This window comes from Deinococcus piscis (assembly GCF_014653275.1).
GTDB lineage: Bacteria > Deinococcota > Deinococci > Deinococcales > Deinococcaceae > Deinococcus > Deinococcus piscis.
This window is the reverse complement of sequence record NZ_BNAL01000013.1, coordinates 39,963-64,451: the sequence shown is the minus strand read 5'-3', so window position 1 is coordinate 64,451 and position 24,489 is coordinate 39,963. Positions and strand designations below refer to the sequence as shown.

The window sequence follows — 24,489 nt, the reverse complement described above, 5'->3', positions numbered from 1 at the left end:
AGGGCAGTTGGTGGAGCCAACTGGGGAATTGCAATATGATGCAATCTACACCCGGAAGCTACTTACCCCCCTGTTTTTCTCTTTTAGGCACAGAATGAAATCCGTACGCCAGTAGAGTCCCCCTATCGGACCAGTCCATAAGGCCTGTACCTCCAAAACAGCTACATATCTTTTTTAAAATTTTATGAGCCCAATTACTTAGAGATGAACTTCAGATGCATTACAAAAACATTATACTCACACAGAACAATGTGGCATTCCACAGCCAATACAAAATAGGCAGTACTTTAACATTCTTTTATGAATTGGTCCCTCCAAGACCTCTTCTCACTTCGGAACATCTATGCGCCTAAAAGCATAACAATGTTTAAGGGCTTACTTTTACACCTCCGGCGGCATTCTTGAGTACTTTAAAGAATCCCCAGGAGTCAGCCGGGAATTGGGGTAAATGGCCGAGTGGAGGCTGTGCATGTTCGAAGAGCATTCTGGGGCCTCAATCTCCATCATGTTCGCAACAGCCTTTAAGCTGGTGCCCGGCAGATTTGGCGACACAGGCGGATTGGCGACAGACATTGGTCCTGCCTTACTGACTATGAAATTCACGCCTGCATCCCACCCTGCTTGCGCTGCATCCACGCGGGCGGCTTGGGCGCGAACCGGCCCAGAATCGTCTGCTGGTCGTAAGCAAGGTACGCGTTGGCCCAAGCAAAGGTGCTGTTCAGGGCACGGATGGCGTCGGGGCTGCCCATGTTGTGTTCCAGCTGGTACAGCACGAACTGCTCGGGCGTTTCCAGGCGCAGATAGGTGGGCATGGGGCCAGCGTGCTCGTCAAGGATGCTCTGGAACTCGCCCACAGCGTCGGGACTGGCGCTTTCCAGGTCAATGTTGACGTACATCACCTTGGGCACGTCTTCGAGCTGCTCGATGCTGACAATTTCCTCCGCAATGGCCCGCAGGCCGCCGTCCTCAGCTTCCAGCTCCACGATGACCAGGCCTGGGGTGTCGTTGACCAGCTTGGGCTCGATGCGGTCATAGGCGCGGGAAAAGGCCACCAGCTCAATCTGCCCGGATTCGTCGGCCAGAATAAAGCGGGCCATCATGCCGCCCGACTTGGTGGGTTTTTTCTGCACGCCCTCGATCATGCCTGCCAGCACGGCTTTCTGGCGTTTGCCCTTCTTGGGTTGAGTCTCAAACCAACTGTCAAGATCGGCAATGCGGCAGCTGGCGGCTTCGCGCAGGCCCTCGTGCTGCTCCAACGGGTGCCCGGAAATGTAGAGGCCCAGGGCTTCTTTCTCGGCGGCGAGGCGCTCCAGCTCGGTAAAAGGCGGTACACCCTGACGCAGCGGACGCTCCTCCACCACTTCTTCCAGGGCGAACATCATGCTCATACCGGCCTGGGCGCGCTGGTTGATTTTGGCGGTGCCAGCGGCGTCTTCCAGAGCGTCATCCAGCGATTCCAGCAGCTGTCGGCGCTCACCGAAGGCGTCGAAGGCCCCCGATTTGATCAGACTTTCGAGCGCCTTGCGGTTGCAGGTCTTGTTGTCGATGCGCGAGCAGAAATTGGCGAGACTCTCGAAGTGTCCGGCCCGCTCGCGCTCCTCCAGAATGCGCAGCACGGCGGCTTCGCCCAGCCCCTTGATGGCGTACAGGCCAAAGTAGATTTCCTCACCGGCCACCGCAAAGTCAGAGCTGGAGCGGTTGATGTCCGGCGGCAACACATGCACGTCCATCTTGCGGGCGTCGGAAACATACTCGGCCACCTTGTCCGAGTCGCGGCGCTCCACGGTGAGCAGCGCGGCCATAAACTCAACGGGGTAGTTGGCCTTGAGCCAGGCGGTCTGGTAGGTGATCACGCCGTAAGCCGCCGAGTGAGACTTGTTGAAGCCGTAGTTGGCAAAGGCGTCCAGCAGGTCAAACAGCTTGTCGGCTTCGGGGGCAGGCACGCCCTTTTTGCCTGCGCCTTCCACAAACAGCACCCGCTGCTGCTGCATCTCGGAAGCAATTTTCTTGCCCATGGCTCGGCGCAGCAGGTCGGCCTCGCCCAGGCTATAGCCGGCCACATCCGAGGCAATCTGCATGATTTGCTCCTGATACACCGGAATGCCGTAGGTTTCGCGCAGAATCGGCTCCAACCACTGTTCGGCGTTGGGGAAATCATGGTAGGTGACTTCCTCTACCCCGTGGTGCCGGCGCACGTAGGTGGGGATGTTTTCCATCGGGCCGGGGCGGTACAGCGCACTCAGGGCAATGATGTCGGCCAAGCGGCGCGGGCGCAGGCGGCGGCTGGCGTCGGTGATCCCGGCCCCTTCCAGCTGAAACACGCCCTTGGTGTCGCCCCGGCTCATCAGCTCATAGGTGGGTTCGTCGTCAAAGGGAATGGCGTCAAAATCCATCTCCAGGCCCTTGGATTCGCGCAGGATGCGCCGGGCTTCGTCCAAGAACGACAGGGTCCTTAGACCCAGGAAGTCCATCTTGATCAGGCCGATGTCTTCCACCGACTTCATGTCGTACTGGCAGACAATGCCGTTCCCGGACGTATCCCGCATGATCGGCACCAGGTTGGTCAGGTCTTCTTTGCCAATCACCACGCCTGCGGCGTGAACCGAGGCGTGACGGGTCAGGCCTTCCAGGCGCTGCGCGAACTCATAGGCCCTGTTCAGCTCCTCGTCGGCTCCCAGCATCTGGGCGATGTCGGGTACGGCGTCTCGGGCCTGCTCCAGCGAGTAGCTTTTGCCGAACTTGACCGGAATCAGCTTGGAGACCTTGTCCACCTTGCCGTATTCCACGCTCATCACGCGGGCCACGTCCTTGAGGCACGCTTTGGAGGACATGGTTCCGAAGGTGGCAATCTGGGCCACCTTGTCCTCGCCGTACTTGCGCTGCACGTACTCCACCACTTCCATACGCCGGGCGTCGTTGAAGTCAATGTCGAAGTCAGGCATGGACACGCGGTCCGGGTTGAGGAAACGCTCGAACAGCAGGTCAAATTCCAGGGGGTCCAGGTTGGTGATTCGCATGGCGTAGGCCACCAGCGAACCGGCCCCGGACCCGCGCCCCGGCCCCACCGAGATGTCCTGATCCTTGGCCCAGTTGATGTAATCGGCCACAATCAGAAAGTAATCGGGAAAGCCCATGTTGTTGATCACGCTCAGCTCGTACTCGGCGCGGCGCAGGATGGTCAGCGCGTGGCGGTGATGCTGGCGGGTGGTTTCCTCGCTCTGCTCTTCGGTGCCGGGGTCAATGGCCGTGTCGCTGTCCTGCTCGCTGGCGCGGCGGCAATCCTCGTGGGCGTAGGCAGGCAAGGTGCCCGCTTCGGCCTCGGCTTCCATCTTTTCCAGGGCTGGATAAGGTGTGAACTTCTCGCTCGCGGCTTTGCCCCGCGCCTCCCACTCGCTGCCCATAAAAGCCAGCAGTGAGAGCAAGTCCTGCTCTGAGCAGCTGGCCGCGTCGCAGCCGCCCGCCCGCTCGGTCACTCTGGCGGCATCGGCCTCGCCCAGTTCCGCCAGCGAGCGGGCCGCGTAGTCGCGCAGCAATGCCGCTGTGGCGTGGGCCGGGTAGCGGCGCATCATGCCGGCGTAGGTCTGCACGCGCATTTCCTCGGCCATCGTGCGGCCTTCAGGGATGGGCAAGGCAGGCATCTGGTACACCCGCTTTTTGCCCACCGGCAGTTCCACATTGCACAGGTCCGCGATATGGGCCGAATTGTCGAAGATTTCCTCGCCCCACTCCGAAGGCGGCAGGGCGCGGTGCATCTCGTCCAAGTCCTTGACGTAAAACTCGTCGCAGGGAAATTTGAAGCGGTTTTCGTCGGCCAGGGTCGCCTTGGTCTGAATCGCCAGCAGGGTTTCGTGGGCGGTGGCGTCGTCCTTCTTGACATAGTGGCCGTCGTTGGTCGCCACCATGCCGATACCCAGCTCCTGCGCCCACTGTTTCAGGACGGGGTTGTTGCGGGCTTGTTCCTTGAGGCCGTGATTCTGAATTTCGATGTAGTAGTTCTCGCCAAACAGGTCGCGGTACCACAGCAGCCGCTCCCTGGCGTCGTCCTCGCGGCCCATCAGCAGCAGTTGCTGCACCTCGGAGCCCAGGCAGCCGCTGAAGGCAATCACACCTTTGCTGTGCTCGGTCAGCAGTTCGTGGTCAATGCGAGGCTTGTAGTAGTAGCCCTCGGTGTAGCCCCGGCTACTCAAGCGGCAGAGATTCTGGTAGCCCTCAAAGTCGCGGGCCAGCAAGGTCAGGTGGTAAATGCCTTTTTCGCCGTCTTGCCCGCGCGTGCGGTCCCGCCGGGTGCCGAAGCCGGGCACCACATACGCCTCGTACCCCAGAATCGGCTTGACCCCAGCGTCCTGCGCGTAGTTGTAGAAATGCACTGCCCCGTGCATGTTGCCGTGGTCGGTCATCGCCAGGGCTGGGTCACTGCCTTCCGGGCTGGTTTCCTTGGCCCATTTGAGCAGGTCTTTGAGCTTCGCGGCCCCGTCCAGCAGGCTGTACTGCGTGTGCTGGTGCAGGTGGGCAAAGCGCTTGGGCTTGTCCCCGCCGCAGCAAGAGCCGTCGGGCCGGTGGATGTGGGGGGCAGGGATGGGGTCGGGGGCAGGCGCAGTCACCTCAACAGGATAGGACGCTGGGCCGCCCCGGACAGTGGCCGGGGAGCTTGACGCCGGGAACTGGGGCGCGGTTGGCTGGCTCACCAATGCAGGCGCAGTAAGCCATTTCCCTTATTTCTGACTACGCCACATGGCCGATTCAGGGTTCCACTTGCTGCGCTTACTCTACTCAAGGCTGTTCCAGCGGGGATTCAGCCGCTCTTGCCTTCTCCGGCAGAGCCTCCGACCATTCTCACCACAGGAGCACCACCTGGACAAAGGAACCTTCTTATGAGCGATTTTTTCACTGATCTCTGGACACAGGCCGTACAGACTGTGCAGAGTACCCTCCAAACCAACGAATTGGCGCAGGGCGGCCTGGTCATCGCGGCGCTGAGCGCCCTGGCCGTCTGGGCACGGACCCTGCCGCTACGGACGTGGAACTACGCCGTTTCGCGGCTAAGCGTGACCCTGGAAGTGCAGGACAGCGACCCGGCGTTTCCCTGGCTGGCGGCGTGGTTGGCGGCGCAGCCTGGCGGGCAAAACCTGCGGCAGCTGGGCGTGAGCACCCGTTACGGTGACCGCCTGGGCGGCCAGACCATCAAGGTCGGCACTGACCACGACGGCGACGACGTGACCACGCAGCTGATTCCGCTGGGCGGACAGACCCTGCTGCGCTACCGCAGCCACTGGCTGCTGGCCCAGGCGGGGCGCATGGAGCGCAAGGCGGCTGGGGGTTACGGTAACGTTTCTCCCTTTCACCAGACCATCACTCTGCGCCTGCCAGTCACGGCCCGCAGTGCCCTGCCGGAGCTCCTGGCCGAGGCTTTCGAGCTGACGGCTGGTGCCAGCACCGGCCAGCTGGAAATTCATGTGCCGCAGTACGACGGCTGGAAACTGGCCGAACGCCGCCCCGCCCGTCCGCTGGCGAGTCTCGTTTACGACGGCGAATTGCTGAGTGACCTTCAGGCCGACCTGACACAATTTTTTGCTTCCCGTGACTGGTACACCGACATGGGCATTCCTTACCGCCGGGGCTACCTGCTGCACGGCCCTCCCGGCAACGGCAAGAGCAGTCTGGTGGCCGCCCTGGCCGGAGCACACGGCATGAATGTCTGCGTGCTGAACCTGGCCACGCCGGGCCTGGACGATGACCGCCTCAACAGTCTGCTGAGCGACCTGCCCCGCCGCGCCCTGCTGCTGCTGGAAGATATTGACGCCGTATTCCTGGGCCGTGAGGCCCGCAACGCCAACGTCAAACTGAGCTTCAACGGCCTGCTCAACGCCCTGGACGGGGTGGCGGCGGGCGAGGGCCGCGTGACTTTTATGACCACCAACGACCTTGCCGGTCTGGACAGCGCCCTGATTCGCCCGGGCCGCGCTGACCGGCAGCTGCGCCTCAGCAACGCCACCCACGCTCAGGTGGCCGGAATGCTGCGCCGCTTTTGGCCCAACTGGGAGGAGCCGCGTATCGCCCGCCTCAGTGAGCGGGTCCCGGACGGCCAGCACAGCATGGCCCGCGTACAGGAATACCTGCTTCAGCGCCGAGATGATGAGGCCGCCGTGGAGCGTGACTGGTACGAACTGTCTGAGCTATGCCCCACCCGGCACCTGCTTAGGGTGAGCTGAAAGGGAGGAGGCCCCGTGCTGAACGGTGGCCTCCCCTCTTGCTAGCCTGGCGCTGATATGCCCTCCCCCGACTACATCACCGACCTCCGAGCCCTTATTGGCAATGCGCCCGTGAACCTGATGGGCGCGGCGGGCTTGCTGTTCGATGATGAAGGGCGAGTGCTGCTGGAGCGCTTGGTGGGACGGGACGAGGTCTGGAGCCTGCCCAGCGGCCTGTGCGAGCTGGCCGAGCCTCCCGAGCAGGCGCTGCGGCGTGAAGTGCGCGAGGAAACAGGCCTGCACGTCCTGGGAGCCGAGCTGCTGACCCTGCATACCACGCCCCTGCGCACCCTGGCGAATGGGCATCAGGCCAGCTTTTACACGGCGCTCTACCGGGTCACGCACTGGGAAGGCACGCCACAGCCAGACGGAAGAGAGGTAGAGCGGCTGGACTGGTTTGCCGTGAACGCACTGCCACCACTGCGCGGATACATCGGACGCTGGGCGGCGGAGTGGTTGCAGGCACGGCAGGAAGCGGCATGCGGGCGCGGCTGAACACCTGGGCGCGGCAACTTAGGCGTGAGCTGCTGGCCTTATACCTGGCCTACCACGACCCGCGTACGCCCTGGCCAGCGCGGGTCTGCACGGCACTGGTGCTGGCCTACGCCCTCAGCCCACTGGACCTGATTCCTGACTTTATTCCGGTGCTGGGCCTGCTGGACGACGCCCTCCTGCTGCCACTGGGTATCCTGCTGGCCGTGCGGCTGATTCCGCCAGAGGTGATGGAGGCGGCCCGCCGAGAAGCCCTGACCCGCGCGGGCGAACGCCTGCCGGTCAGTCTGGCGGGTGCCGCCGTCATTGCCGCGCTGTGGCTGGGGCTGCTGTGGTGGGCCGTGCAGGCTTTCTGGCCTGGCGTCAAATAAAAAACGCCTCCACTTCTGGGAGACGTTCATTCGGCCAGGGCAAACGACTTACTCGCCCGCCTGCACCACATTCAGGTTGATGGTTTGCAGCGGTGCGCCGCCGAGATCATCCAGGCTACGGACTTCGTAGGTGATGGCGTCGGTGGTGCCTGCCGCGCCGCCCGGCTGACTGAGGTAGTTCCAGGTGCAGTTGGCCGCCAGGGTGATGTCTTTGGTGCCAATCTCCTCACTGCCACGCAGCACACGCACCTGATAGCCGCTGGCATCGCCTACGCCACCGAAGCGGAAGGGGGCGCTGACAGTTTCGCCGTCGTTCAGGCTGAGGGTCATGGGTTCAGAGCAAGCAGCCGCGGCTTCGGTGGCTTCAACAGTCACAGGCACGCTCAGCACTTCGGTGCCAGTGTCATCCTGCACGCTATAGATATGCTCACCCACCGCAGGAGCGGCCACATCGGCGGTCCAGGCTCCAGCCGCGTCCGCGCTAAAGGTGCCGACGCTCACGCCATCTTCCAGCAATTGATAAGTGGTGTCCGGCTGGCCAGTGCCGCTCATGGTGAAGCCGGTGTCCGGCACCACTTCACCCGCTGCAGGCGCGGTGACCACCACAGTGTCGCTGGCCGCGACAGCACTGGCCGCAGGCTCGGTGACAGGGGCCGCCGCATCTGTGGTGACCGTTTCGGTGGTTCCCGTGGTTTCAGTGGTGGCCGCTTCGCTGATCGTTTGGGTGGTTTCGGTCTGCGTGACGGGTGCGGGCAGCGGCTGCTCGGTGCGGTCCTGGGTGAAGTACCAGGCGAGGCCCGCCAGCAGAGGCAGCAGCAGCAGCCACCAGGGGAAACCGCCGCGCCGCTCAGGAGCTGGGGGCGGGGCAACCGGGCGGGGAGGTTCAGGGGTCAGGGGCTGCACAGGAGCAGCAGGCTTGCCGCTGACCGCCGTCTCGGTGACAGGCGTGCCAGGGGCAGGGGCTGCTTTGGCCTGCTTGGTTTCCAGCAGCGTGGCCCGTTCTTTGGGGGCAGCACCAAACAGCTGCGTGCCCAGCAGCGATTTGAGCACGCCCAGTCCTTCGGGCAGCAAGCTTTCCAAGCGGCCTGCGTCTAGACCACCCAGCACGCGGCTCAGGCCCGCAGCGTCCAGCTGGCCAGCGCGGGCACGGTTGCCCAGCAGACCCAGCACGAAGGGCGTGAGGAGGGCCAGCAGGCGACCAGCCTGCTCACCCGAGGTGCCCAGCGCGGTGCCCAGGCGGCCACCCACCTGGCTGGGGTTGTCCAGCAGGCGGGGGAGCACACTCAGACCACGCACTTCCAGCGCGCCCAGCTCGGCGCGGTTGCCCAGGAGGGCCGTGTTGAGGCCGTCCCCTTCGGTCACGCGGTCATACTCACTGCTCAGGCTCAACAGTTCGGCGGCTCCCTTCTCATCGCGGCCTTTTTGGGCCAGCGCACTCAGCAGGACAGCTGCCGTCCCCTGCACAGCCCGGCCTGCGTCACGCCGACCAAATCCAGCCGCTTCACCCAGGGCCCCTAGACCCTCTGCCGAGAACTGTTGACGGAAGGCGGCGGCCAGACTGTCCGCACTGATCACAGGGGCCGCTGGCACTGCACTGGCCGCCACAGGGGCAGCAGGGCGCACTGCGGTTGCGGAAGGCTGAGCGCCGACCACCACAGGCTGAGGCGATTTCCACGGGCTCCCCGCAGGCGGTTGGGCCTGAGCAGTGGGCGGACGCACCACGCCTGCCCCTATGCCAGCCGCTGCCGCTGCTGCTGCCAGCGCTTCAGGGGAGGGGCCCCCGGTGGCGGCTTGGGGAGGCGTAGGCGAAGTGGGCTGCGAAGGAGCATCCTGCTGGGCCTGCTGGGGCTTGTCCGCCTGGGGCCGCTGGCTGTCTGTAGCGCTGGCCCGCACCTCCACAGAACCGACCACCGGAGCTGCGGGAGGAGTAGCCGGAACTTTGGTAGCCGGCGTCTGAGGCACTTGAGGAGCCTGGGCCTGGGCAGGCGGCACTGGGGCAGGCGGCACTGAGGCCGGGGAGGCCACTTCGGCACCGTCCAGCAGGGCCGAAACCACGCTCGACTTGGAGTAATCGGTGTCCTGCGCCAATTCGGGGTCGGCCTGGGGAGCTTCCGCCTGCTCCGCTTCCTGGGAGCGGTAGGGGTTCTCCTTCACAGGCGCGGTGGGGGCCACCGGGTGGGCGGGGCGCTGCACTGCTCCCGGCTCCGGCACTTCGGCACCGTCAAGCAGGGCCGAGACCACGCTGGACTTGGAGTAATCGGTGTCCTGCGCCAGCTCAGGCTCAGGTTGCTGCAGCTTGAGTTGCTGTGGCTCCGATTTCTGGCCCTCAGGTGTTTGGACCTGAGACGGCGGCACGGCTGGCACTCCGCCAGCAGTCACCTTGGGAGCGGCAGGGGCCTCCGCCTCAGCGGACTTTTTTGTCTCACCGGCTGGGGCCTGTCCTCCATCCACAAAGTGCGGAGCGTTGACGCCAGCGGCGCGGGACACGTAAGACCCACCAGCGGCACGGGGCCGCACACCACTGGCGCGGATGGTTGACATGACTCCAGTGATGGTGTGCTCATTCACGCCTGCCTGCCCGATAAAGCTGAGCAGCAGGGGCAGCGACATGTTCATCAGGGCCATGATGGAGGACTGCGGTGCGCCTTCTACCCGCGAGAGCTGACCGGCCAGATCGGTCTGGTCATCCCCAAGCAGGGACGGGCTCAGCAGCTCACCGGCCAGTTGCAGCGAGGCGGCTCCCCCCTGCTCGGTCAGGGCGTGCGACACCCCGCGAAACTGCGGCAGGTTGGCAATGGCGTCCAGCACCTGGGTGCGGCCTGCGTCGCTCTTGGCGTGCTGCGCCACCGTCTCCAACTGCGAACGCACCGCGCGGTCCAGCAGCCGGGCGGTCAGCTCAGGTTCCAACCCCAGCGCCTGCCCCAGCTCGCGGGCACTTTCCGGGCCAAACCGACTACGAAACAGTTCTTCAATATTCATAAGTGCTTCTATCATAGGCAAAGGAACCTCGCCGTCACCTGACAGCGCACTGAACGATTCCTCATGCTGATGCCTGCACTGCGTCGGCTGCCGCTAACCAGGGCAGTAGACTTAGCGGCCACCTCACCGCGCCCCCGGCCTGACCAACGCCGGGTGCAGAGCCGAGACTAAGCGCGGGGCTGAGGCTTTTGGCCGCCACCTTCCGAGACTTCGACCAGCCAGGCCATCAGTTGCAGCACAGCCAGGCCGAGCGCAGGCAGACCGGCCAGCATCATGATCCAGCCGCTGATCTGCTGGTTTTGGAGGGGGGTCAGGTTCCATAGGCAGACTGCGCCTACGTACGGCTGGTACAGCACTTCGCGGGCGTACAACCACCACGCCGCGATGGACATCATCGGCAGGGCAGCCAGGAAGCCAAACCAGCCGCGCTTGCCAAACGTCCCTGGCTGCAAGGTAGGAAAGGGGCGCAGCATGGCCCCCCAGATCATGGTGCCGCTGATCAGGTAGAGCGCTGGCAGCAAGATGGCGGCAGTGTTGGTCACGATGCTGGCATTGAAGCCCGCCGGAATATTCCAGAACAGGATCACGGCTGTCCACACAGCAAAGGCCACCCACGGGTCAAGCAGCACGCCCAGCACTCGTCCTGCCGCCGAATGCGGGTCCAGCGCAATGCCGCGCGGCAAACTCAGCAGCAGCAGCGGGGGCACCACTTCGGCCAGGACCATCAGCCGCGCCATATACAGCGCCATAGAGTTGAGGGTATAGACCGCTGCACTGGAGTCCAGCGCCCACAGCGTGCTGAGCAGCGCCAGCACAAACAGCACCGCTTTCCAGACCGGCCAGTGCTGCCGTCCCTGCAGTGTGCGGCGGGCACGCACAAACGGCCAAAAGTAGACGATAGCCGCCACCGCCAGCAAAGCCCACACCATAGGGTTGAAGTTCAGGGTGAGCAGGTCGGCCAAAGAGGGGTTGAGGTTCATGGAGTCACCACCGCAAGAGCACCCACCTGCGCCGCAGCAAAGAGCGCAGGCCGTGGGGCACCGCCAGCTTGCGGCTCACGCGGATGGTTCATGACATAGCGCACATCGCGCAGGATACGGTCTACGTTCGGCAGCTGGGTGTAGTCCCACATCACACGGGTGTAGCCGCTGGCGTCAATCAAGTAGGTGGCCGTCGTGTGGTTGATCTGATACTTCAGCGGGCCTTCTACCGGCACCCGGCCATAAGCCACGCCGTACGCCTGCGCGACCTGCGCCAGCTTCGGCTCGGGAATATGCACGCCCGTGCCCTCACCGAAATACTCCACGTATTCACGGATGCGCTCTGGAGAATCCCGGTCCGGGTCCACCGACACAAACACCACCTGCACCTGTGCCCGCTCCTCTGGGGTCATGCGGTCACGCATCTCGCCGAGGTATTTCAGGGTCAGTGGGCAGATGTCCGGGCAGTGGGTAAATCCAAAAAACAGCAGCGTCTGCCGTCCCTGCGGCTGCAACGTCCAGGGCTGCCCATAGCCGTCGGTGCCCGAAAAGGCCAGCGCCGGCTCAGCGCGGTTCACCACCGAGCCGTAAAAGGGATAGGGACTCTGGGAACGGGCCACCGCCCAGGCCACGCCCAGCACCAGGGCCACAGCGGCCAGCGCCAGCAGCGCCGAGTGCTGCCAGGGCCGGGCCGCAGCCGCCTGAGCCACGTTCTCTGCTGAGGGGGGCTCTGCTGGGGGCGGAGGCATATTGGCCGGGGGGGTCGGCGTCATGGCCGCTCCACCACCGCATTCAGTTCCAGCGTGCGGCCATCTTGCGCCTGCAAAGTGAGGGCCATCTCCTGGCCCTCTTCAAGCGGCTGGGTCAGCCCCATCAGCATGATGTGATCCCCGCCTGAGGCCATAGCCAGCTCCCCGCCCGCAGGCACGGTCAGGCTCTGAACTTCCACCATGCCGCTCATGCTGGTGCCACTGGCGTCCGTGATCACGGTTTCCATCAGCATCGTGTGCTCGGCTGCGGGGGTAGACGCGCCCACCAGCACGATGTCCTGCTCGCCGGGATTATGCAGCGTGACGTAGGCGGCGGTTTCGTGCATGCTGGGCGGCACAGCCGTCACGCCTGCAGCCCGCACTTCCAGCGCAAGGGGCTGCGCACTCTCAGCAGTGGCCGCGCCAGAAACCCCAGCACCAGAAGCTGGAGCAGCCGAAGCCATGCTGTGCGCGCCATGGGCGCTGTGGTCAGCAGCGGCACCGGACGTAGCTGCTTCGGAAGTGGAAACGGTGGATACCGCGCTGACTGAGGAAACAGAAGTTGCCGTCTCCTGCGGGGCCTGACAGGCCATCAGCAGACCAGGCAGCAGCAAAGGCAGCACCCGCCAGCGCCTGGACATCCTGTTGGGGGAAGTGATCAGGGGGTTGGAGGAGGTGATCAGGAAACCCTTCGTCATGACAGCAGTCTAGGGGGGAGACCTTCCACAAATTGTCCCCATCAGCCTGCTTGGCCGGTCAGTTCAGCGGCTGAGCAGATAGATTTTGGGGTGGTGCCCGCCACTGTACACCTGCGCCAGTTCGCGGCCCTGCCAGGGCGAAGCGGCCAGAACCCGCTCGAACAGCCGGATTTCGTGGGTGATCACCACCAACCGGCCCGAGCGGGAGCAGAGGCGGTGCATTTCGCGCAGGAATGCGGGGTACAACTCGGCATTGCCCCCGTGCGTGCCGATATCGTCGCCCCAGGGCAAGTCAGCCAGAATCAGGTCAAAGGAGCGCGGCGGCAAACCGGTGTTCAGGGCGTCCACCTGCGCCACTTCCACATCACGGCCCGCTGCTTTGAGGTTGGCCTGGGCGCAGGCCACAGCCTGGGCATCGGTATCTACTCCCACCATCGCTTCATACGGTCCCATCAGGGCACGCTCCACCAGCAGGGTGCCACTGCCGCACATCGGATTGAAGATGCGGTCCGCCGCCCGCAGGCCTGCCAGGGCCAGCGCCCCGTAAGCAATCGAAGCGTTCAGCCCGCCCTCGCGGTTGCACACCCGCCAGTCGCGGGCCGACAGCGGCTTGGGCGTCAGCCGGGCCAGCACCTCCCAGCCGCTGCCGTCCTGCGCGGGACGCACCCGCAGACGCAGTTCGCCGTCTTCTGGTTGGTGGGCCAGGCCCAGTGAGCCGGAGATTTCGGCAGTCAGGCGCTCCATCACTTCGGTGTCACGTCCTGCCGCCGACACGCGCAGCGAACGGTGGCCCCCCTGAGCCGCCACGCCGCGCAACCAGGCGGTCAGCTCGCCCAGCTGCTGGTGCCCCAGCAACCCGCGTGGCCGGGGCACTTCCCAGGCACGTACCGCATATACCGCTACTACACTGCGCAGGCGGCCCAGGCGTTCGGGCTCTCCGGCGTAGCGAAAGCGCACAGCCTCTTCGCTGACCGCCACCACATCCAGACCGTGGATGGTGCCCAGCTCGGTGCGGGCCACTTCTTCCAGGCCGCGCAGCACCTCGGCCTCGTACAGCGGCCAGTCGGCGGGGTTGCCACGGGACGTAGGGCGCTGACGACGAGGTTTCTGGGCAGTGCGGGCAGGGCGGCGAGGCATAAGGGTCATCATACGGCACCGGCCCGGCGTCGCCTTTGGCCCCAGCCTCTATCAGCGGGCTCCTTCAGCCAGGCTCCAGCAGCAAGGCAAAAAGGGCCGCCCCCTCGGGAGCGACCCCACCCAACAGCTGTATACCCAGCAGCTTCAGCGGTTGCTACGGCCTGCTGCGACCTGTTCTGCTTCGGCGGCGGCACTTTCAGCAGGGGTGCTGTCCACAGCGCCCAAACCTTCGCTGGCCTGCTGAGCAGCGCGGTCCTGACGGCCTTCGCTCTTGAGAGGAATCTCATCACGGGCGGGCTGTCCAGCAGTGTCCACACTTTCCAGCGAGACCGCACCCAGCTGGCGCAGCACATTGGAAGCCTCAGCAGTGCGGCTCAGGTCGGCGTCCCGGGCAATCACCAGCACGTCGCCGTCTTTCATGCGGTCATACACGCGCTCGGCGTGGGCCGTCGGCATCCCAAAGCCCTGCAGCAGGCGCACATAGTCACCGTGGTCCGAGCCCGAAATGGCCCCGAACAAGCCCCCCAGGGTCAGGCCACCCAGCACGCCGAACAGAGCCCCGTACATGCCCCCGTCCACATAGACACGGGTCGCCGGAATCAGAGCCAGCAGAATCCACACCGGCACCGTGAGGGCCAGGCCGCCCAGGGCACCCATGATGGCCCCTTTGATGACACCCCCCGCGCCAGCCGGAGCCCCCTCTTCGGGGCTGATGCCGGTCACGCTCGCCACCTCGCTCTGCGAGATCACGTTGGTGCAGGCAAAGGCCAGGCGGTCACGGTCAAAGCCGCGCGACTCGAGAACCTGCAGGGCCCGGGCCGCCTGCTGCGGAGTTTGAAACAGAGCGACGACGCTTTCCATATACCCTTTTTTTAGCATGTTTGTTCTGTGCCCGCGCAGGTGCATCCATCCCGATCCCAGGGCGGCTGGCCTCTGCCTGCCTGCGCAGACTCTGCCGCCCGCCAAACGGGGCGAGTATCCCCTCCTGGCCCGCCCTGCGTTTTCTATACTGGCCGGGCATGAATCAGCCTGCCGCGCCCACTCAGCCCGCTGCCACGCTGCCCATCTCCGCAGGCACGGGCTTACCCCCCGCCTTTGAGCAGCGGCTGCGTGAGGTGCTGCGTTCAGAAGTGGAATTTATCGAGCTGATCGGAGAAGACCTGGTGGCCGCCGGGGGCAAGCGCCTGCGTCCACTGGTCACGCTGCTGAGTGCTCAGGCCCTGGAGACCCAGCTCCTGGAGACTCAGGCTCTGGGTGATCAGGTCCTGGACAGCCCCGCACATAGCCCCGACGCCCTCGCCCTGGCCGTCTGTATTGAGCTCCTGCACTCGGCTTCGCTGCTGCACGACGACCTGATCGACGACGCCGACACCCGGCGCGGGCAGGAAGCGGCGTTCCGGCGCTACGGCAACGTGGTCAGCGTGATGAGCGGCGACTTTATGCTGGCGCGGCTGCTGATGCTACTCTCGGAACTGCCCGGCACCGCCCGACTGACCCGCGCCTTTGGCGAAGTCGCCAGCGTGATTTGTGAGGGTGAAGTGCTTCAGTTTCAGGTGGCGGCCTACGGCAACCCCACCCAGGAACAATATGAGCACATCATCTACGGCAAGACAGCGGCACTGCTGGAGCTGGCTGCGGCTGCCCCGGCGCTGCTGCAAGACGCCCCCGCCGAGCACGAGCAAGCGTTGCGGCAGTACGGACGCGAGCTGGGCATGGCCTTTCAGGTGCGCGACGATCTGCTGGACCTGCTGGGCCGCGAGGAAGACCTGGGCAAGCCTGTGGGCAGTGACCTGCGCGAAGGCAAAGCCACGTTCGCCGTGCTGCACCTGCTCCAGACCCCCGCCGAACAGGAGGTCCGTACCATCTTGCTGCGCCGCGCCGCGCAGGCCGGTGACCTGGCGCGGGTACAGGCCCTGTGCGTACAGTACGCAGCAGACCAGGCTGGTTGGCGTGAGGTCGCCCGCCGACTGGAGCTGGCCCGCGCCGCCCTGCTGCACCTGCCCGACACGCCAGCCCGTCAAGAACTGGGAGCGCTGCTAGACCGCTTGACCCCTCTTCCCTGACAAGTGCAGGCGTTGGCAGTTTGAGGTGGAGGGACAACAAGACCAGGGGCTGTATCGCCTCTGCATATTCTCTCTGTATGCACTGCCGATGTTCCACATCCGAACAGCACAAATCAAGACTGAAGTAGCAAAAAAATACAGCCCTCAGCGGGAAAATAGAACCGGGACGCCGTGCAGTCAAGGCAGGACCAAAACCGTGCGGTGAGCGTGTATGCTCATAGCGTCACTATGAATTCACCCGTTAGCTCAGCTGCGCCTGTGTCGGTGCGCCGGTTTCTTCCCTGCCACTGCCGCGCTCAGGGAGGGTTCATGCTGCACGACATCCCATTTTCTCTTTTCCCAAGGAGGCCCAGATGAGGGTTTCAGGACTCAACTGGCAGGGGCTGATGGAACAGCTTCAAGAAGCCCTGCCGTACTGTGAGGTGACGGATCACACCCTCGCCTACTTCAAGTATCCCCGCCGCAGCGTCAAGGTGAATCTGCCCGTAAAGATGGACGATGGGCAGGTACGCGTCTTTACTGGCTACCGCGCCGTGCACTCTACGGCCCGTGGCCCCAGCATCGGCGGGGTGCGGTTCCGCGAAGGGCTCTCGCGCCACGAGTGCGAGGTGCTGGCGGCCATCATGACCCTCAAAGCAGCGGTGGCTGACCTGCCGCTGGGCGGGGCCAAGGGCGGGGTCGATGTGGACCCGGCCAGCCTCAGCGCGCATGAACTTGAGGGCCTGACCCGGCGCTACACGACGGAGCTGGTGGAGCTGATAGGCCCCAACGAGGACATCCTCGCGCCTGACGTGGGCACCGACTCGCAGAACATGGCCTGGATTTTTGACGCCTTCAATGAAGGCCGGGGCACATCAATCAGCGGCATGGTGGTGGGCAAGCCCATCGCGCTGGGCGGCTCGTACGGCACCAAAGACGCCCGTGGACAAAGTGCGGCCATGGTCACGGCCCGCGCCCTGGAGCAAGACGGCGGCGTCCAAAATGCCCGCGTGGCCGTGTTCGGCTATGGCGATGTGGGTGCCAAAGCAGCCCAGCTGCTACGTCAACAGGGTGCCCTAATCGTGGCTGCCAGTGACCGTGACGGGGCCGTGTATGCCAGCGGCGGCCTGGACCTGGACGCCCTGGCCGCGCACCGCGAGCAAACCGGCAGCGTGGCGGGCTTCGGTACGGGACTGGCCATCAAGCCTGAAGAACTGCTGGAGCTGGATGTCGACGCCCTGATCCTGGCGTTTGACTTTGGCACGGTCAATGCTGGCAACGCCCACGCCGTGCGCGCCCGCTATCTGGTCGAAGCCACCAACCGCGCCGTGCTGCCTGAAGCGGAGCGCTACTTGCACGCAAAGGGCATCCACGTTCTGCCCGACCTGGTCGCCTCTATTGGCGGCGTGGTCGTGAACTATGTCGAGTGGGTGCAGTCGCACACCAATTTCTTCTGGACCGAGGGCGAGATCGAAAAGGTGGTGGAGCAGCACATCAACCGCGCACTGGACGAAGTGCTGGCGCTGATGAACGAACACGGCATCGAAATGCGCACCGCCGCTTATACCCTGGCTCTCAGCCGGATTGCCAGCGCCACCGAGATGCGCGGCGTTTACCCCTGAACTGCTTTTTATCTCTAGACACCAATGATCTCTAGACACGATCTCTAGACACCAAGGAAAAGTCACAAAGGAGCTGCCATGAGCACCGACCCCCAAACGCAAACCCAACCCAAGCCCGTTCAGCACGATATTCCTTCTTATCTGGACCCCAACAACATCGGCGCATACGAGATTTTTCTGGAGCAGGTGGACCGCGTCACGCCCTACCTGGGCAACCTGGCCTACTGGGTCGAGACGCTCAAGCGGCCCAAGCGCATCCTGGTGGTGGATGTGCCGATTCACCTGGATGACGGCAGCGTGGCCCACTTTGAGGGCTACCGCGTGCAGCACAACACCTCACGCGGCCCGGCCAAGGGCGGCATCCGCTATCACCAGGACGTAAACCTCAGCGAAGTGATGGCGCTCTCGGCCTGGATGACCATCAAGAACGCTGCGGTGAACGTGCCCTACGGCGGCGGCAAGGGCGGTATCCGCATTGACCCGCGCAAGTACAGCCAGGGCGAACTGGAACGCCTGACCCGGCGCTTTACCACCGAAATCGGCCTGATCATCGGCCCGGAAAAGGACATTCCCGCGCCCGATGTGAACACCAACCCCCAGATCATGGCCTGGATGATGGATACCTACTCCATGAACGTGGGCCGCACCGCCACCGGCGTGGTGACCGGCAAGCCCATCAGCCTGGGCGGGTCACTGGGCCGCAGCGACGCCACCGGGCGTGGTGTGTTTGTGACCGGCGCCGAAGCGATGAAGAAACTGGGCATCAGCATGGAAGGCGCACGCATCGCCGTACAGGGATTCGGCAACGTGGGCAACGCTGCCGCCCGCATCTTCCATGACCACGGAGCCAAAATCGTAGCGATTCAGGACGTGACTGGGACCGTGTACAGCGCCGCTGGCATTGATCCCTACAAGGCGATGCAGCATCTGGCCGATACTGGCAAGATCATTGGCCTGGCAGGCACCGACGAACTGAGCCGCGATGAGTTCTGGGGCGCAGACTGCGACGTGCTGATTCCCGCCGCGCTGGAAAAGCAGATCACCGAAGCCAACGCCGACCAGATCAAGGCCAAACTGATCGTAGAAGGGGCCAACGGCCCGACCATCCCCGCCGCCGACGACATCCTGGCCGGGCGCGGCGTGACCGTGGTGCCCGACGTGCTCGCCAATGCCGGGGGCGTGACCGTCAGTTACTTCGAGTGGGTGCAGGACTTCAGCTCGTTCTTCTGGACCGAAGACGAGATCAACCAGCGCCTGGACCGCATCATGACCGAGGCTTTCCTGAGCCTGTGGGACGTCAAGGAGCGCCACGGCGTGACCCTGCGCACCGCCGCCTACATCGTGGCCTGCACCCGCGTGCTTGAAGCGCGGGCCCTGCGCGGCCTGTACCCCTGATTTCTTCTTCAGTTCTTCGCCAAGGGCACCTCGCCCCTCCCCCAGCGGGAGGGGTTTTGCAGTGCCTGACCAGTCCGCCTATGCTGAAGCATGGAACATCCAACCGACTGCCTGAACCTGCGGGAGCTGGAACTGTTGGGGCGGCAGCGGCTAGCGGACTCGGCCCACCCCAGCGTGGTGGACTACTATCTGGGCGGCGCGGGCGATGAGCGGACCCTGCGCGGGAACCGTGAGGCGTGGGCCGAGTGGCGGCTGCGGCCCCGCATGCTGGTGGACATCACCGAGGTGGACACTTCGGCCAGCGTGCTGGGGCTGACCCTCAGCAGCCCTGTGGGTATTGCGCCCAGTGCCATGCATGGGCTGGCCCATCCAGAAGGTGAGTGCGCTACTGCCGCTGCCGCCGCCGAAGCGGGCAGCCTGATGACCCTCAGCACCCTCAGCACGCGCACGCTCGAAGACGTGGCCGCAGCGGCGCAGGGGCGCTGGTGGTTTCAGCTCTACCTGTACCGTGACCGTGAGGTGAGCCGCGCCCTGGTGCAGCGGGCCGAGGCGGCTGGTGCACGGGCCCTGGTCCTGACGGTAGATGCTCCGCTGGTGGGTCGCCGCGAGGCGCTGCTGCGCCGCCCGCTGCAACTCCCGCCCGACCTGCCGCTGCCCAACGTCGGCCCGCGCACGCCCGGCACCGAAAGCCTGACCCACATGCAGTACTTTGATTCGCTGCTGGATACGGCACTGACCTGGCGCGACCTGGAATGGCTTCAGGGCATCACCCGGTTGCCGCTGGTCCTGAAAGGCATCCTGACCGCCGAAGACGCGGCGCTGGCCCGTGAGCATGGCGCGCACATCTGGGTCAGCAATCACGGGGGCCGCCAGCTGGACGGTGCCGTGACCGCTCCTGAAGTGCTGGGCGAAGTGGTGGCTGCCGCCGGGGACCGCGAAGTCTACGTGGATGGCGGCGTCACACGCGGGGGCGACGTGCTGCGGGCGCTGGCGCTGGGGGCCCGCGCCGTCTTTCTGGGCCGCGCCGCTCTGTGGGGCCTGGCCGCTGGTGGGCAAGCTGGCGTCGCCCACACCCTGAAGCTGCTGCATGAAGAACTGGCACTCGATATGGCGCTGTGTGGCAAGACGGCCCTGGACCAGCTGGGACCGGACCTGCTCCACCGCCGGTAAAGCACCTGCGCCCCAACCAAAGGCCAGCGGGCAAACGCGTGTGCTGCGTTTGCCCGCTGGCCTGTCCCCCCTCAGAGACTTACTGCATGGAGTTCATGGGCTGACCATCAAAGGTCATGCCGTTGACGATTTCCAGAGCACGTTCGCGCACGCTGTCGGGCAGCTTGGCGTAGCTGAGGGCTTCGTGATAGCCCTGACCGCTGGTCAGCATCCACTGAAGCAGGTGCTGGAGGCGCTCACCCTGGGCCTTGTCGCGGCCAGCGTAGTTCTGCTCGGGGTAGACCAGCAAGTAGGTGTAGGAGGCCATCGGGTAGGCTCCAGCGCCCTCGGCGTTGGTCACGCTGCCGCGCATGTCTTCGGGCAGCTCGGAAGCGGCGGCGGCAGCGGTCACACCTTCCAGGCTGGGCTTCACGAACTCGCCAGCGGCATTCTCAATTGCCATCATCGGCAGGTTGTTCTGCTTGGCGTAGGCTTCTTCGATGTAGCCGATGGTGCCGGGGGTGTTCTGCACCAGGCCAGCCACGCCGTCATTGCCCTTGGCGGCGCTGCCCACAGTCCAGTTCACCGAGTTGGCACTGCCGACCTTTTCCTTGAACTCAGGGCTGACCTTGCTCAGGTAGTCGGTGAACACGGCGGTGGTGCCCGAGGAGTCCGAGCGGCGAGCCACGGTGATGGGCAGCGGAGGCAGCTGCACGCCTTCATTGAGCGCGGTCAGGGCGGGATCGTTCCAGGTCTTGATTTTGCCCAGGTAGATGTCGGCCAGCACGGGGCCGGTCATCTTCAGTTCGGTTCCGGCAGCCAGGCCGGGGACATTGTAGGTGGCGGTCACGGCACCCAGCGCCATAGGAATGTGGGCAATCTTGCCCGGAGCGCTGGCGAGTTTCTCGTCATCCATGGCGTTATCAGATGCGCCGAAGTCCACAGTCTGGGCGGTGATTTGCTTCTGGCCGGTGCCGGAGCCCACCGACTGGTAGTTCACGCTGACGCCGGTTTCCTTGGCGTACTCGTCGAACATCTTGGAGTACAGCGGATAGGGGAAGGACGCACCCGCGCCGGTCAGGCTGCCGTCGGCATGGGGGGCTTTGGGGGCGTTCAGGCCCAGAGCAGCGCCAGCGCCCGCCGCTGCAGCGCCCACAGCTTGCCCTGCCGAAGTGGCAGCGGCGCTGACGGTCTGACCGGCTTCCTGCACCGCCGAAGCAGCAGCGGCGGTGTCCGGTGCAGTGGTGGTTTCGCTGACCGTGGTGGTGGTCTGACCCTCACTGGTCGTGGTCTGGCTGGTGGTGGTCTTGGTCTGCTCGGCACAGGCAAACAGCATCGCAGTCAGGGGCAGCAGCAACAGGCGCTTGGTCGCGTTCATGCGGGCAGCCTACTCAGGTCATGTCAGCGATTTGTCAGCCACGGCAAAAAAGGCCCGTCTTGAACGCCGTTTCTGCCGTGGTCACCGCCTTCTAGGCAAAGTGGGCGGGGCTATAGCGGAATATTGCCGTGCTTACGGAAGGGCCGCTGCTCCTCTTTGCCGCGCAGCATCTCGAAGGTCTGAATCAGCTGCGCCCGCGTGGTTTCCATCGGAATTACGTCGTCGATGTAGCCTTTGCCCGCAGCCACATACGGATTGTCAAAAGCCTCTTTGTAGTCGCGGATTTTCTCGGCGCGGGTGGCTTCAGGATTCTCTGAGTTCTGGATTTCGCGGCGGTACACGATGTTGGCCGCACCTTCTGCACCCATCACGGCCACGGCAGCGGTGGGCCAGGCGTACACCACATCTGCACCCATATCGCGGCTGTTCATGGCAAGGTACGCGCCGCCGTAACTCTTGCGGGTAATCAGGGTGATTTTGGGCACGGTGGCTTCGGCGTAGGCATACAGCATCTTGGCCCCGTGCCGAATGATACCGGCGTGTTCCTGGCCCACGCCGGGCAGGAAGCCCGTCACGTCCACCAGCGTCAGGATGGGGATGTTGTAGCAGTCACAGGTGCGGATAAAGCGGGCGGCTTTGTCGGACGCGTCAATATTCAGCGAACCGGCCATCACCTTGGGGTTGTTGGCGACGATGCCTACGCTCTGACCATCCAACCGTGCAAAGCCCACGATGATGTTTTTGGCCCAGTCCGGCTGGATTTCCAGAAAGCTGCCATGATCCACCAGCGTCTCGATCACGCCGTGCATGGCGTAGGGCCGGGTCTGATCTGGCGTGACCATCTCTAGCAACTCGGGAGTCTGGCGCGTGGGTGAGTCGGTCACTTCAGCGCGGGGGGCCTGCTCGCGGGCGTTTTGCGGTAGATAAGCCAGCAGCGCCCGCACACCGTCCAGCACAGCGGCGTCACCTTCGAGCGCCAGGTGGGCCACCCCCGACTTGCGGCCATGTACGCTGCTGCCGCCGAGCTGGTCAAAAGTCACGTCCTCGCGCGTCACCGACTTGATGACTTCGGGGCCAGTGATGAACATATACGAGCTCCCCTTGCTCATCAGGATGAAATCGGTCAGGGCCGGGCTGTACACTGCGCCGCCCGCGCACGGCCCCAGAATGGCGCTGATCTGCGGCACCACACCGGAGTAAATGGCGTTGCGGTAAAAAATCTCGCCGTAGCCGCTGAGACTGTCCACCCCTTCTTGAATCCGCGCTCCCGCCGAGTCGTTTAGGCCAATCACCGGGCAGCCGGTCTTGGCGGCCAGGTCCATCACCTTGACCACCTTGGCGGCGTTCATCTTGCCGAGCGACCCGCCCAGCACGGTGAAATCCTGGCTAAACACGAACACCTGCCGCCCACCGATGGTCCCGCTCCCTGTCACCACGCCTTCGCCGGGGGCTTCTACGCCGTCCATCAGGCGGTTGCGTCCGTGCTCCACAAAGGTAGACATCTCCAGAAAGCTGCCCTCGTCCAGCAGGTAAGCGATGCGCTCACGGGCCGTCATTTTGCCGCCGCTGCGCTGCTTGGCGAGCCGGTCTGGGCCGCCGCCCTGTTCCACATGGCTGCGCCGCGCCTGCATCTGGGCGACCAGTTCCTTCAGCTCCAGACTGAGGTTTTTGGGTTGTGACATGGGGACAGTTTAACGGCTAGGACTGAGGGCCTGACCTCACTGACCAGGGTACATTCTGAGGCAAGGGGCCGCACAGGGCAGGCCACGCTCGCCATTTGGGAGGGAGTCACCATGCAGACCGTCCAGCCCACGAAGCGCCGCACCACCCTCACGCAGCGCGCCCGTCAATTCTGGCTGACCTTGCATTACTTTTTCATGCTGGCCTGGGTGGCCGGTACCGCCGGCTGCGTCTTGCTGGTCTTCTCTGGCCGCAGTGGAAGTCTGGCCCAGGCCGCGCACGTCTTCGCAGTGCTGCTGGATGAATGGCTGATCATCCCTGGCGCAATTGGAGCACTGGTCACGGGAGTGTGGCTGGCCTGGCGGACCAACTGGGGCCTGACCCATTATTGGTGGATTCTGGTCAAACTGGCTCTCAACATCGCCCTGATGCTGTTCGGAACCTTCTTTATGCACGGACTGATTCAGAGCACATTGATGCGCTCACAGCAGAGCGTTCCCGGCCCCGAATTCGCAGCAGAACGCCTTCAGTTGCTGCTCAGCCAGGGCGCAAGTCTGATTATCCTGCTTACCATAGTGGTGATTTCTGTTTACAAACCCTGGGGCAAGCGAACGGGGTAAGTCTGCCAGGCGACCGGCTGTGGGTGGCGCAGCAATGCCTCCTGTGTGCGCCGGAGCAGCGAGCCCCTCAGCCCAGCATCGTCAGTTCGCTTAGCCCACTCAGGAATTCACGCTCCGGGTATTCCTCGGCGTCAAAGCCTTTGTCGCCTTCTGCGGGTTGCACGCTCAGCCCCGCGAAGTCATATAGCTCTGCGTCCAGCAGGTGGCTGGGGGTCACGCGGGTCAGCGAACGCAGAATATTGTTCAGGCGGCCCGGATGCTCACGCTCCCAGCCTTCCAGCATTTCCCCCACGACTCGGCGCTGCAAGTTAGGCTGGCTGCCGCACAGGTTGCACGGGATGATAGGAAAGCCTTTGGCGGCGGCGTAGGTGACGATCTGGCTTTCGGGCACATAGGCCAGCGGGCGAATCACCACATTGGTGCCGTCATCACTTTGCAGCTTGGGCGGCATGGCCTTGAGCCGCGACCCGAAGAACATATTCATAAACAGGGTTTCGAGAATGTCCTCGCGGTGGTGGCCCAGCGCCACCTTGGTCGCGCCGATTTCGCGGGCATGGCGGTACAGGATGCCCCGGCGCAGGCGACTGCACAGGCTACAGGTCGTCTTGCCTTCGGGCACTTTCTCCTTGACCACGCTGTAGGTGTCTTCGGTGAGGATGTCGTACGGCACGCTCAATTCACTCAGGTAGCGCGGCAACACGTCTTTGGGGAAGCCCGGTTGCCCCTGGTCGAGGTTCACAGCCACCACCTCGAAGCGCACCGGAGCCCGCTTTTGCAGATGCAGCAGCACGTCCAGCAGGGTATAGCTGTCCTTGCCGCCTGACAGGCACACCATGATTCGGTCACCGTCCTCAATCATGCGGTAATCACCGATGGCCTGCCCAGTGGCCTTCACAATGGGCGCAAACAGCTTATGAGGGGTGGAGGTGGGTGCGCCTTGCATTCGGCT

At 64.2% G+C, this 24,489-nt stretch carries 18 protein-coding genes; 8 read left to right on the top strand and 10 right to left on the bottom strand.

Features of this window, described 5'->3' with window-relative positions; translation table 11 throughout:
* Positions 1-599: 599 nt before the first annotated feature.
* On the bottom strand, positions 600-4,601 hold the full coding sequence (dnaE, locus tag IE158_RS06660; protein WP_189642879.1) for a DNA polymerase III subunit alpha: 4,002 nt from the start codon (positions 4,599-4,601) through the stop codon (positions 600-602).
* 270 nt (positions 4,602-4,871) lie between these two features.
* Between dnaE and IE158_RS06655 the strand changes: the two genes are divergently transcribed.
* Genes IE158_RS06655 through IE158_RS06645 form a run of 3 tightly spaced genes read left to right on the top strand, consistent with a single transcriptional unit; the run spans position 4,872 to position 7,111 of the window.
* The gene (locus IE158_RS06655; RefSeq protein ID WP_189642878.1) at positions 4,872-6,209 is read left to right on the top strand and encodes a BCS1 and AAA domain-containing protein; all 1,338 of its coding nucleotides are present in this window, start codon (positions 4,872-4,874) and stop codon (positions 6,207-6,209) included.
* A 57-nt stretch (positions 6,210-6,266) separates the two neighbouring features.
* Positions 6,267-6,743: an NUDIX domain-containing protein gene (locus IE158_RS06650; protein WP_189642877.1), complete on the top strand. Its 477-nt coding sequence runs from the start codon at positions 6,267-6,269 to the stop codon at positions 6,741-6,743.
* Entirely contained in the window at positions 6,728-7,111 is a 384-nt protein-coding gene (locus tag IE158_RS06645) for a YkvA family protein (RefSeq protein WP_189642876.1), read from the top strand. The genes IE158_RS06650 and IE158_RS06645 overlap by 16 nt, the downstream gene beginning before the upstream one ends.
* Before the next feature lie 48 nt (positions 7,112-7,159).
* Here the strand turns inward: IE158_RS06645 and IE158_RS06640 are convergent, their stop codons facing one another.
* The 6 genes from IE158_RS06640 to IE158_RS06615 all read right to left on the bottom strand — a co-directional run bounded on the left by IE158_RS06640 (position 7,160) and on the right by IE158_RS06615 (position 14,515).
* Positions 7,160-10,090, bottom strand: a complete 2,931-nt coding sequence (locus tag IE158_RS06640) for a DUF937 domain-containing protein (protein ID WP_189642875.1) — start codon at positions 10,088-10,090, stop codon at positions 7,160-7,162.
* A 167-nt stretch (positions 10,091-10,257) separates the two neighbouring features.
* A complete protein-coding gene (locus tag IE158_RS06635; RefSeq protein WP_189642874.1) occupies positions 10,258-11,070 on the bottom strand; it encodes a cytochrome c oxidase assembly protein in 813 nt (270 codons plus the stop codon).
* Positions 11,067-11,843 (bottom strand): SCO family protein, encoded by a 777-nt coding sequence (locus tag IE158_RS06630; RefSeq protein ID WP_229838957.1) that lies wholly within the window; start codon positions 11,841-11,843, stop codon positions 11,067-11,069. Before IE158_RS06630 ends, IE158_RS06635 begins: the two co-directional genes overlap by 4 nt.
* The gene (locus IE158_RS06625) at positions 11,840-12,517 is read right to left on the bottom strand and encodes a copper chaperone PCu(A)C (RefSeq protein WP_189642873.1); all 678 of its coding nucleotides are present in this window, start codon (positions 12,515-12,517) and stop codon (positions 11,840-11,842) included. The genes IE158_RS06630 and IE158_RS06625 overlap by 4 nt, the downstream gene beginning before the upstream one ends.
* A gap of 63 nt (positions 12,518-12,580) precedes the next feature.
* A complete protein-coding gene (locus IE158_RS06620) occupies positions 12,581-13,654 on the bottom strand; it encodes a methyltransferase domain-containing protein (protein WP_189642872.1) in 1,074 nt (357 codons plus the stop codon).
* Positions 13,655-13,798: 144 nt separating this feature from the next.
* Complete coding sequence (locus IE158_RS06615) at positions 13,799-14,515, bottom strand: hypothetical protein (protein WP_229838956.1); 717 nt, start codon at positions 14,513-14,515, stop codon at positions 13,799-13,801.
* 158 nt (positions 14,516-14,673) lie between these two features.
* Between IE158_RS06615 and IE158_RS06610 the strand changes: the two genes are divergently transcribed.
* From IE158_RS06610 to IE158_RS06595, 4 genes are all read left to right on the top strand, one after another.
* Positions 14,674-15,717 carry a polyprenyl synthetase family protein gene (locus IE158_RS06610; RefSeq protein ID WP_189642870.1) on the top strand — a complete coding sequence of 348 codons (1,044 nt, stop codon included), beginning with the start codon at positions 14,674-14,676 and terminating at the stop codon, positions 15,715-15,717.
* 353 nt (positions 15,718-16,070) lie between these two features.
* Positions 16,071-17,318 carry a Glu/Leu/Phe/Val family dehydrogenase gene (locus tag IE158_RS06605; protein WP_189642869.1) on the top strand — a complete coding sequence of 416 codons (1,248 nt, stop codon included), beginning with the start codon at positions 16,071-16,073 and terminating at the stop codon, positions 17,316-17,318.
* Between the two features lie 78 nt (positions 17,319-17,396).
* Positions 17,397-18,713: a Glu/Leu/Phe/Val family dehydrogenase gene (locus IE158_RS06600; RefSeq protein WP_189642868.1), complete on the top strand. Its 1,317-nt coding sequence runs from the start codon at positions 17,397-17,399 to the stop codon at positions 18,711-18,713.
* Positions 18,714-18,803: 90 nt separating this feature from the next.
* The gene (locus tag IE158_RS06595) at positions 18,804-19,883 is read left to right on the top strand and encodes an alpha-hydroxy acid oxidase (protein ID WP_189642867.1); all 1,080 of its coding nucleotides are present in this window, start codon (positions 18,804-18,806) and stop codon (positions 19,881-19,883) included.
* Positions 19,884-19,962: 79 nt separating this feature from the next.
* On the opposite strand, the gene pstS is transcribed toward IE158_RS06595, so the two are convergent.
* Both pstS and IE158_RS06585 read right to left on the bottom strand, forming a co-directional pair.
* Positions 19,963-21,240, bottom strand: a complete 1,278-nt coding sequence (pstS, locus tag IE158_RS06590; RefSeq protein ID WP_189642866.1) for a phosphate ABC transporter substrate-binding protein PstS — start codon at positions 21,238-21,240, stop codon at positions 19,963-19,965.
* A 110-nt stretch (positions 21,241-21,350) separates the two neighbouring features.
* On the bottom strand, positions 21,351-22,922 hold the full coding sequence (locus tag IE158_RS06585) for an acyl-CoA carboxylase subunit beta (protein WP_189642865.1): 1,572 nt from the start codon (positions 22,920-22,922) through the stop codon (positions 21,351-21,353).
* Positions 22,923-23,033: 111 nt separating this feature from the next.
* On the opposite strand from IE158_RS06585, the gene IE158_RS06580 reads away from it, so the two are divergent.
* Positions 23,034-23,540, top strand: a complete 507-nt coding sequence (locus IE158_RS06580; RefSeq protein ID WP_189642864.1) for a hypothetical protein — start codon at positions 23,034-23,036, stop codon at positions 23,538-23,540.
* Between the two features lie 67 nt (positions 23,541-23,607).
* On the opposite strand, the gene ttcA is transcribed toward IE158_RS06580, so the two are convergent.
* Positions 23,608-24,483: a tRNA 2-thiocytidine(32) synthetase TtcA gene (gene ttcA, locus IE158_RS06575; protein ID WP_189642863.1), complete on the bottom strand. Its 876-nt coding sequence runs from the start codon at positions 24,481-24,483 to the stop codon at positions 23,608-23,610.
* Positions 24,484-24,489 lie beyond the last annotated feature (6 nt).

Bases quoted from the DNA above. Each gene is read 5' to 3' on its own strand.
- IE158_RS06655 (WP_189642878.1), top strand. From the start codon at position 4,872: ATGAGCGATTTTTTCACTGATCTCTGGACACAGGCCGTACAGACTGTG.
- IE158_RS06650 (WP_189642877.1), top strand. From the start codon at position 6,267: ATGCCCTCCCCCGACTACATCACCGACCTCCGAGCCCTTATTGGCAAT.
- IE158_RS06645 (WP_189642876.1), top strand. From the start codon at position 6,728: ATGCGGGCGCGGCTGAACACCTGGGCGCGGCAACTTAGGCGTGAGCTG.
- IE158_RS06640 (WP_189642875.1), bottom strand. From the start codon at position 10,090: ATGAATATTGAAGAACTGTTTCGTAGTCGGTTTGGCCCGGAAAGTGCC.
- IE158_RS06635 (WP_189642874.1), bottom strand. From the start codon at position 11,070: ATGAACCTCAACCCCTCTTTGGCCGACCTGCTCACCCTGAACTTCAAC.
- IE158_RS06630 (WP_229838957.1), bottom strand. From the start codon at position 11,843: ATGACGCCGACCCCCCCGGCCAATATGCCTCCGCCCCCAGCAGAGCCC.
- IE158_RS06625 (WP_189642873.1), bottom strand. From the start codon at position 12,517: ATGACGAAGGGTTTCCTGATCACCTCCTCCAACCCCCTGATCACTTCC.
- IE158_RS06620 (WP_189642872.1), bottom strand. From the start codon at position 13,654: ATGCCTCGCCGCCCTGCCCGCACTGCCCAGAAACCTCGTCGTCAGCGC.
- IE158_RS06615 (WP_229838956.1), bottom strand. From the start codon at position 14,515: ATGGAAAGCGTCGTCGCTCTGTTTCAAACTCCGCAGCAGGCGGCCCGG.
- IE158_RS06610 (WP_189642870.1), top strand. From the start codon at position 14,674: ATGAATCAGCCTGCCGCGCCCACTCAGCCCGCTGCCACGCTGCCCATC.
- IE158_RS06605 (WP_189642869.1), top strand. From the start codon at position 16,071: ATGAGGGTTTCAGGACTCAACTGGCAGGGGCTGATGGAACAGCTTCAA.
- IE158_RS06600 (WP_189642868.1), top strand. From the start codon at position 17,397: ATGAGCACCGACCCCCAAACGCAAACCCAACCCAAGCCCGTTCAGCAC.
- IE158_RS06595 (WP_189642867.1), top strand. From the start codon at position 18,804: ATGGAACATCCAACCGACTGCCTGAACCTGCGGGAGCTGGAACTGTTG.
- pstS (WP_189642866.1), bottom strand. From the start codon at position 21,240: ATGAACGCGACCAAGCGCCTGTTGCTGCTGCCCCTGACTGCGATGCTG.
- IE158_RS06585 (WP_189642865.1), bottom strand. From the start codon at position 22,922: ATGTCACAACCCAAAAACCTCAGTCTGGAGCTGAAGGAACTGGTCGCC.
- IE158_RS06580 (WP_189642864.1), top strand. From the start codon at position 23,034: ATGCAGACCGTCCAGCCCACGAAGCGCCGCACCACCCTCACGCAGCGC.
- ttcA (WP_189642863.1), bottom strand. From the start codon at position 24,483: ATGCAAGGCGCACCCACCTCCACCCCTCATAAGCTGTTTGCGCCCATT.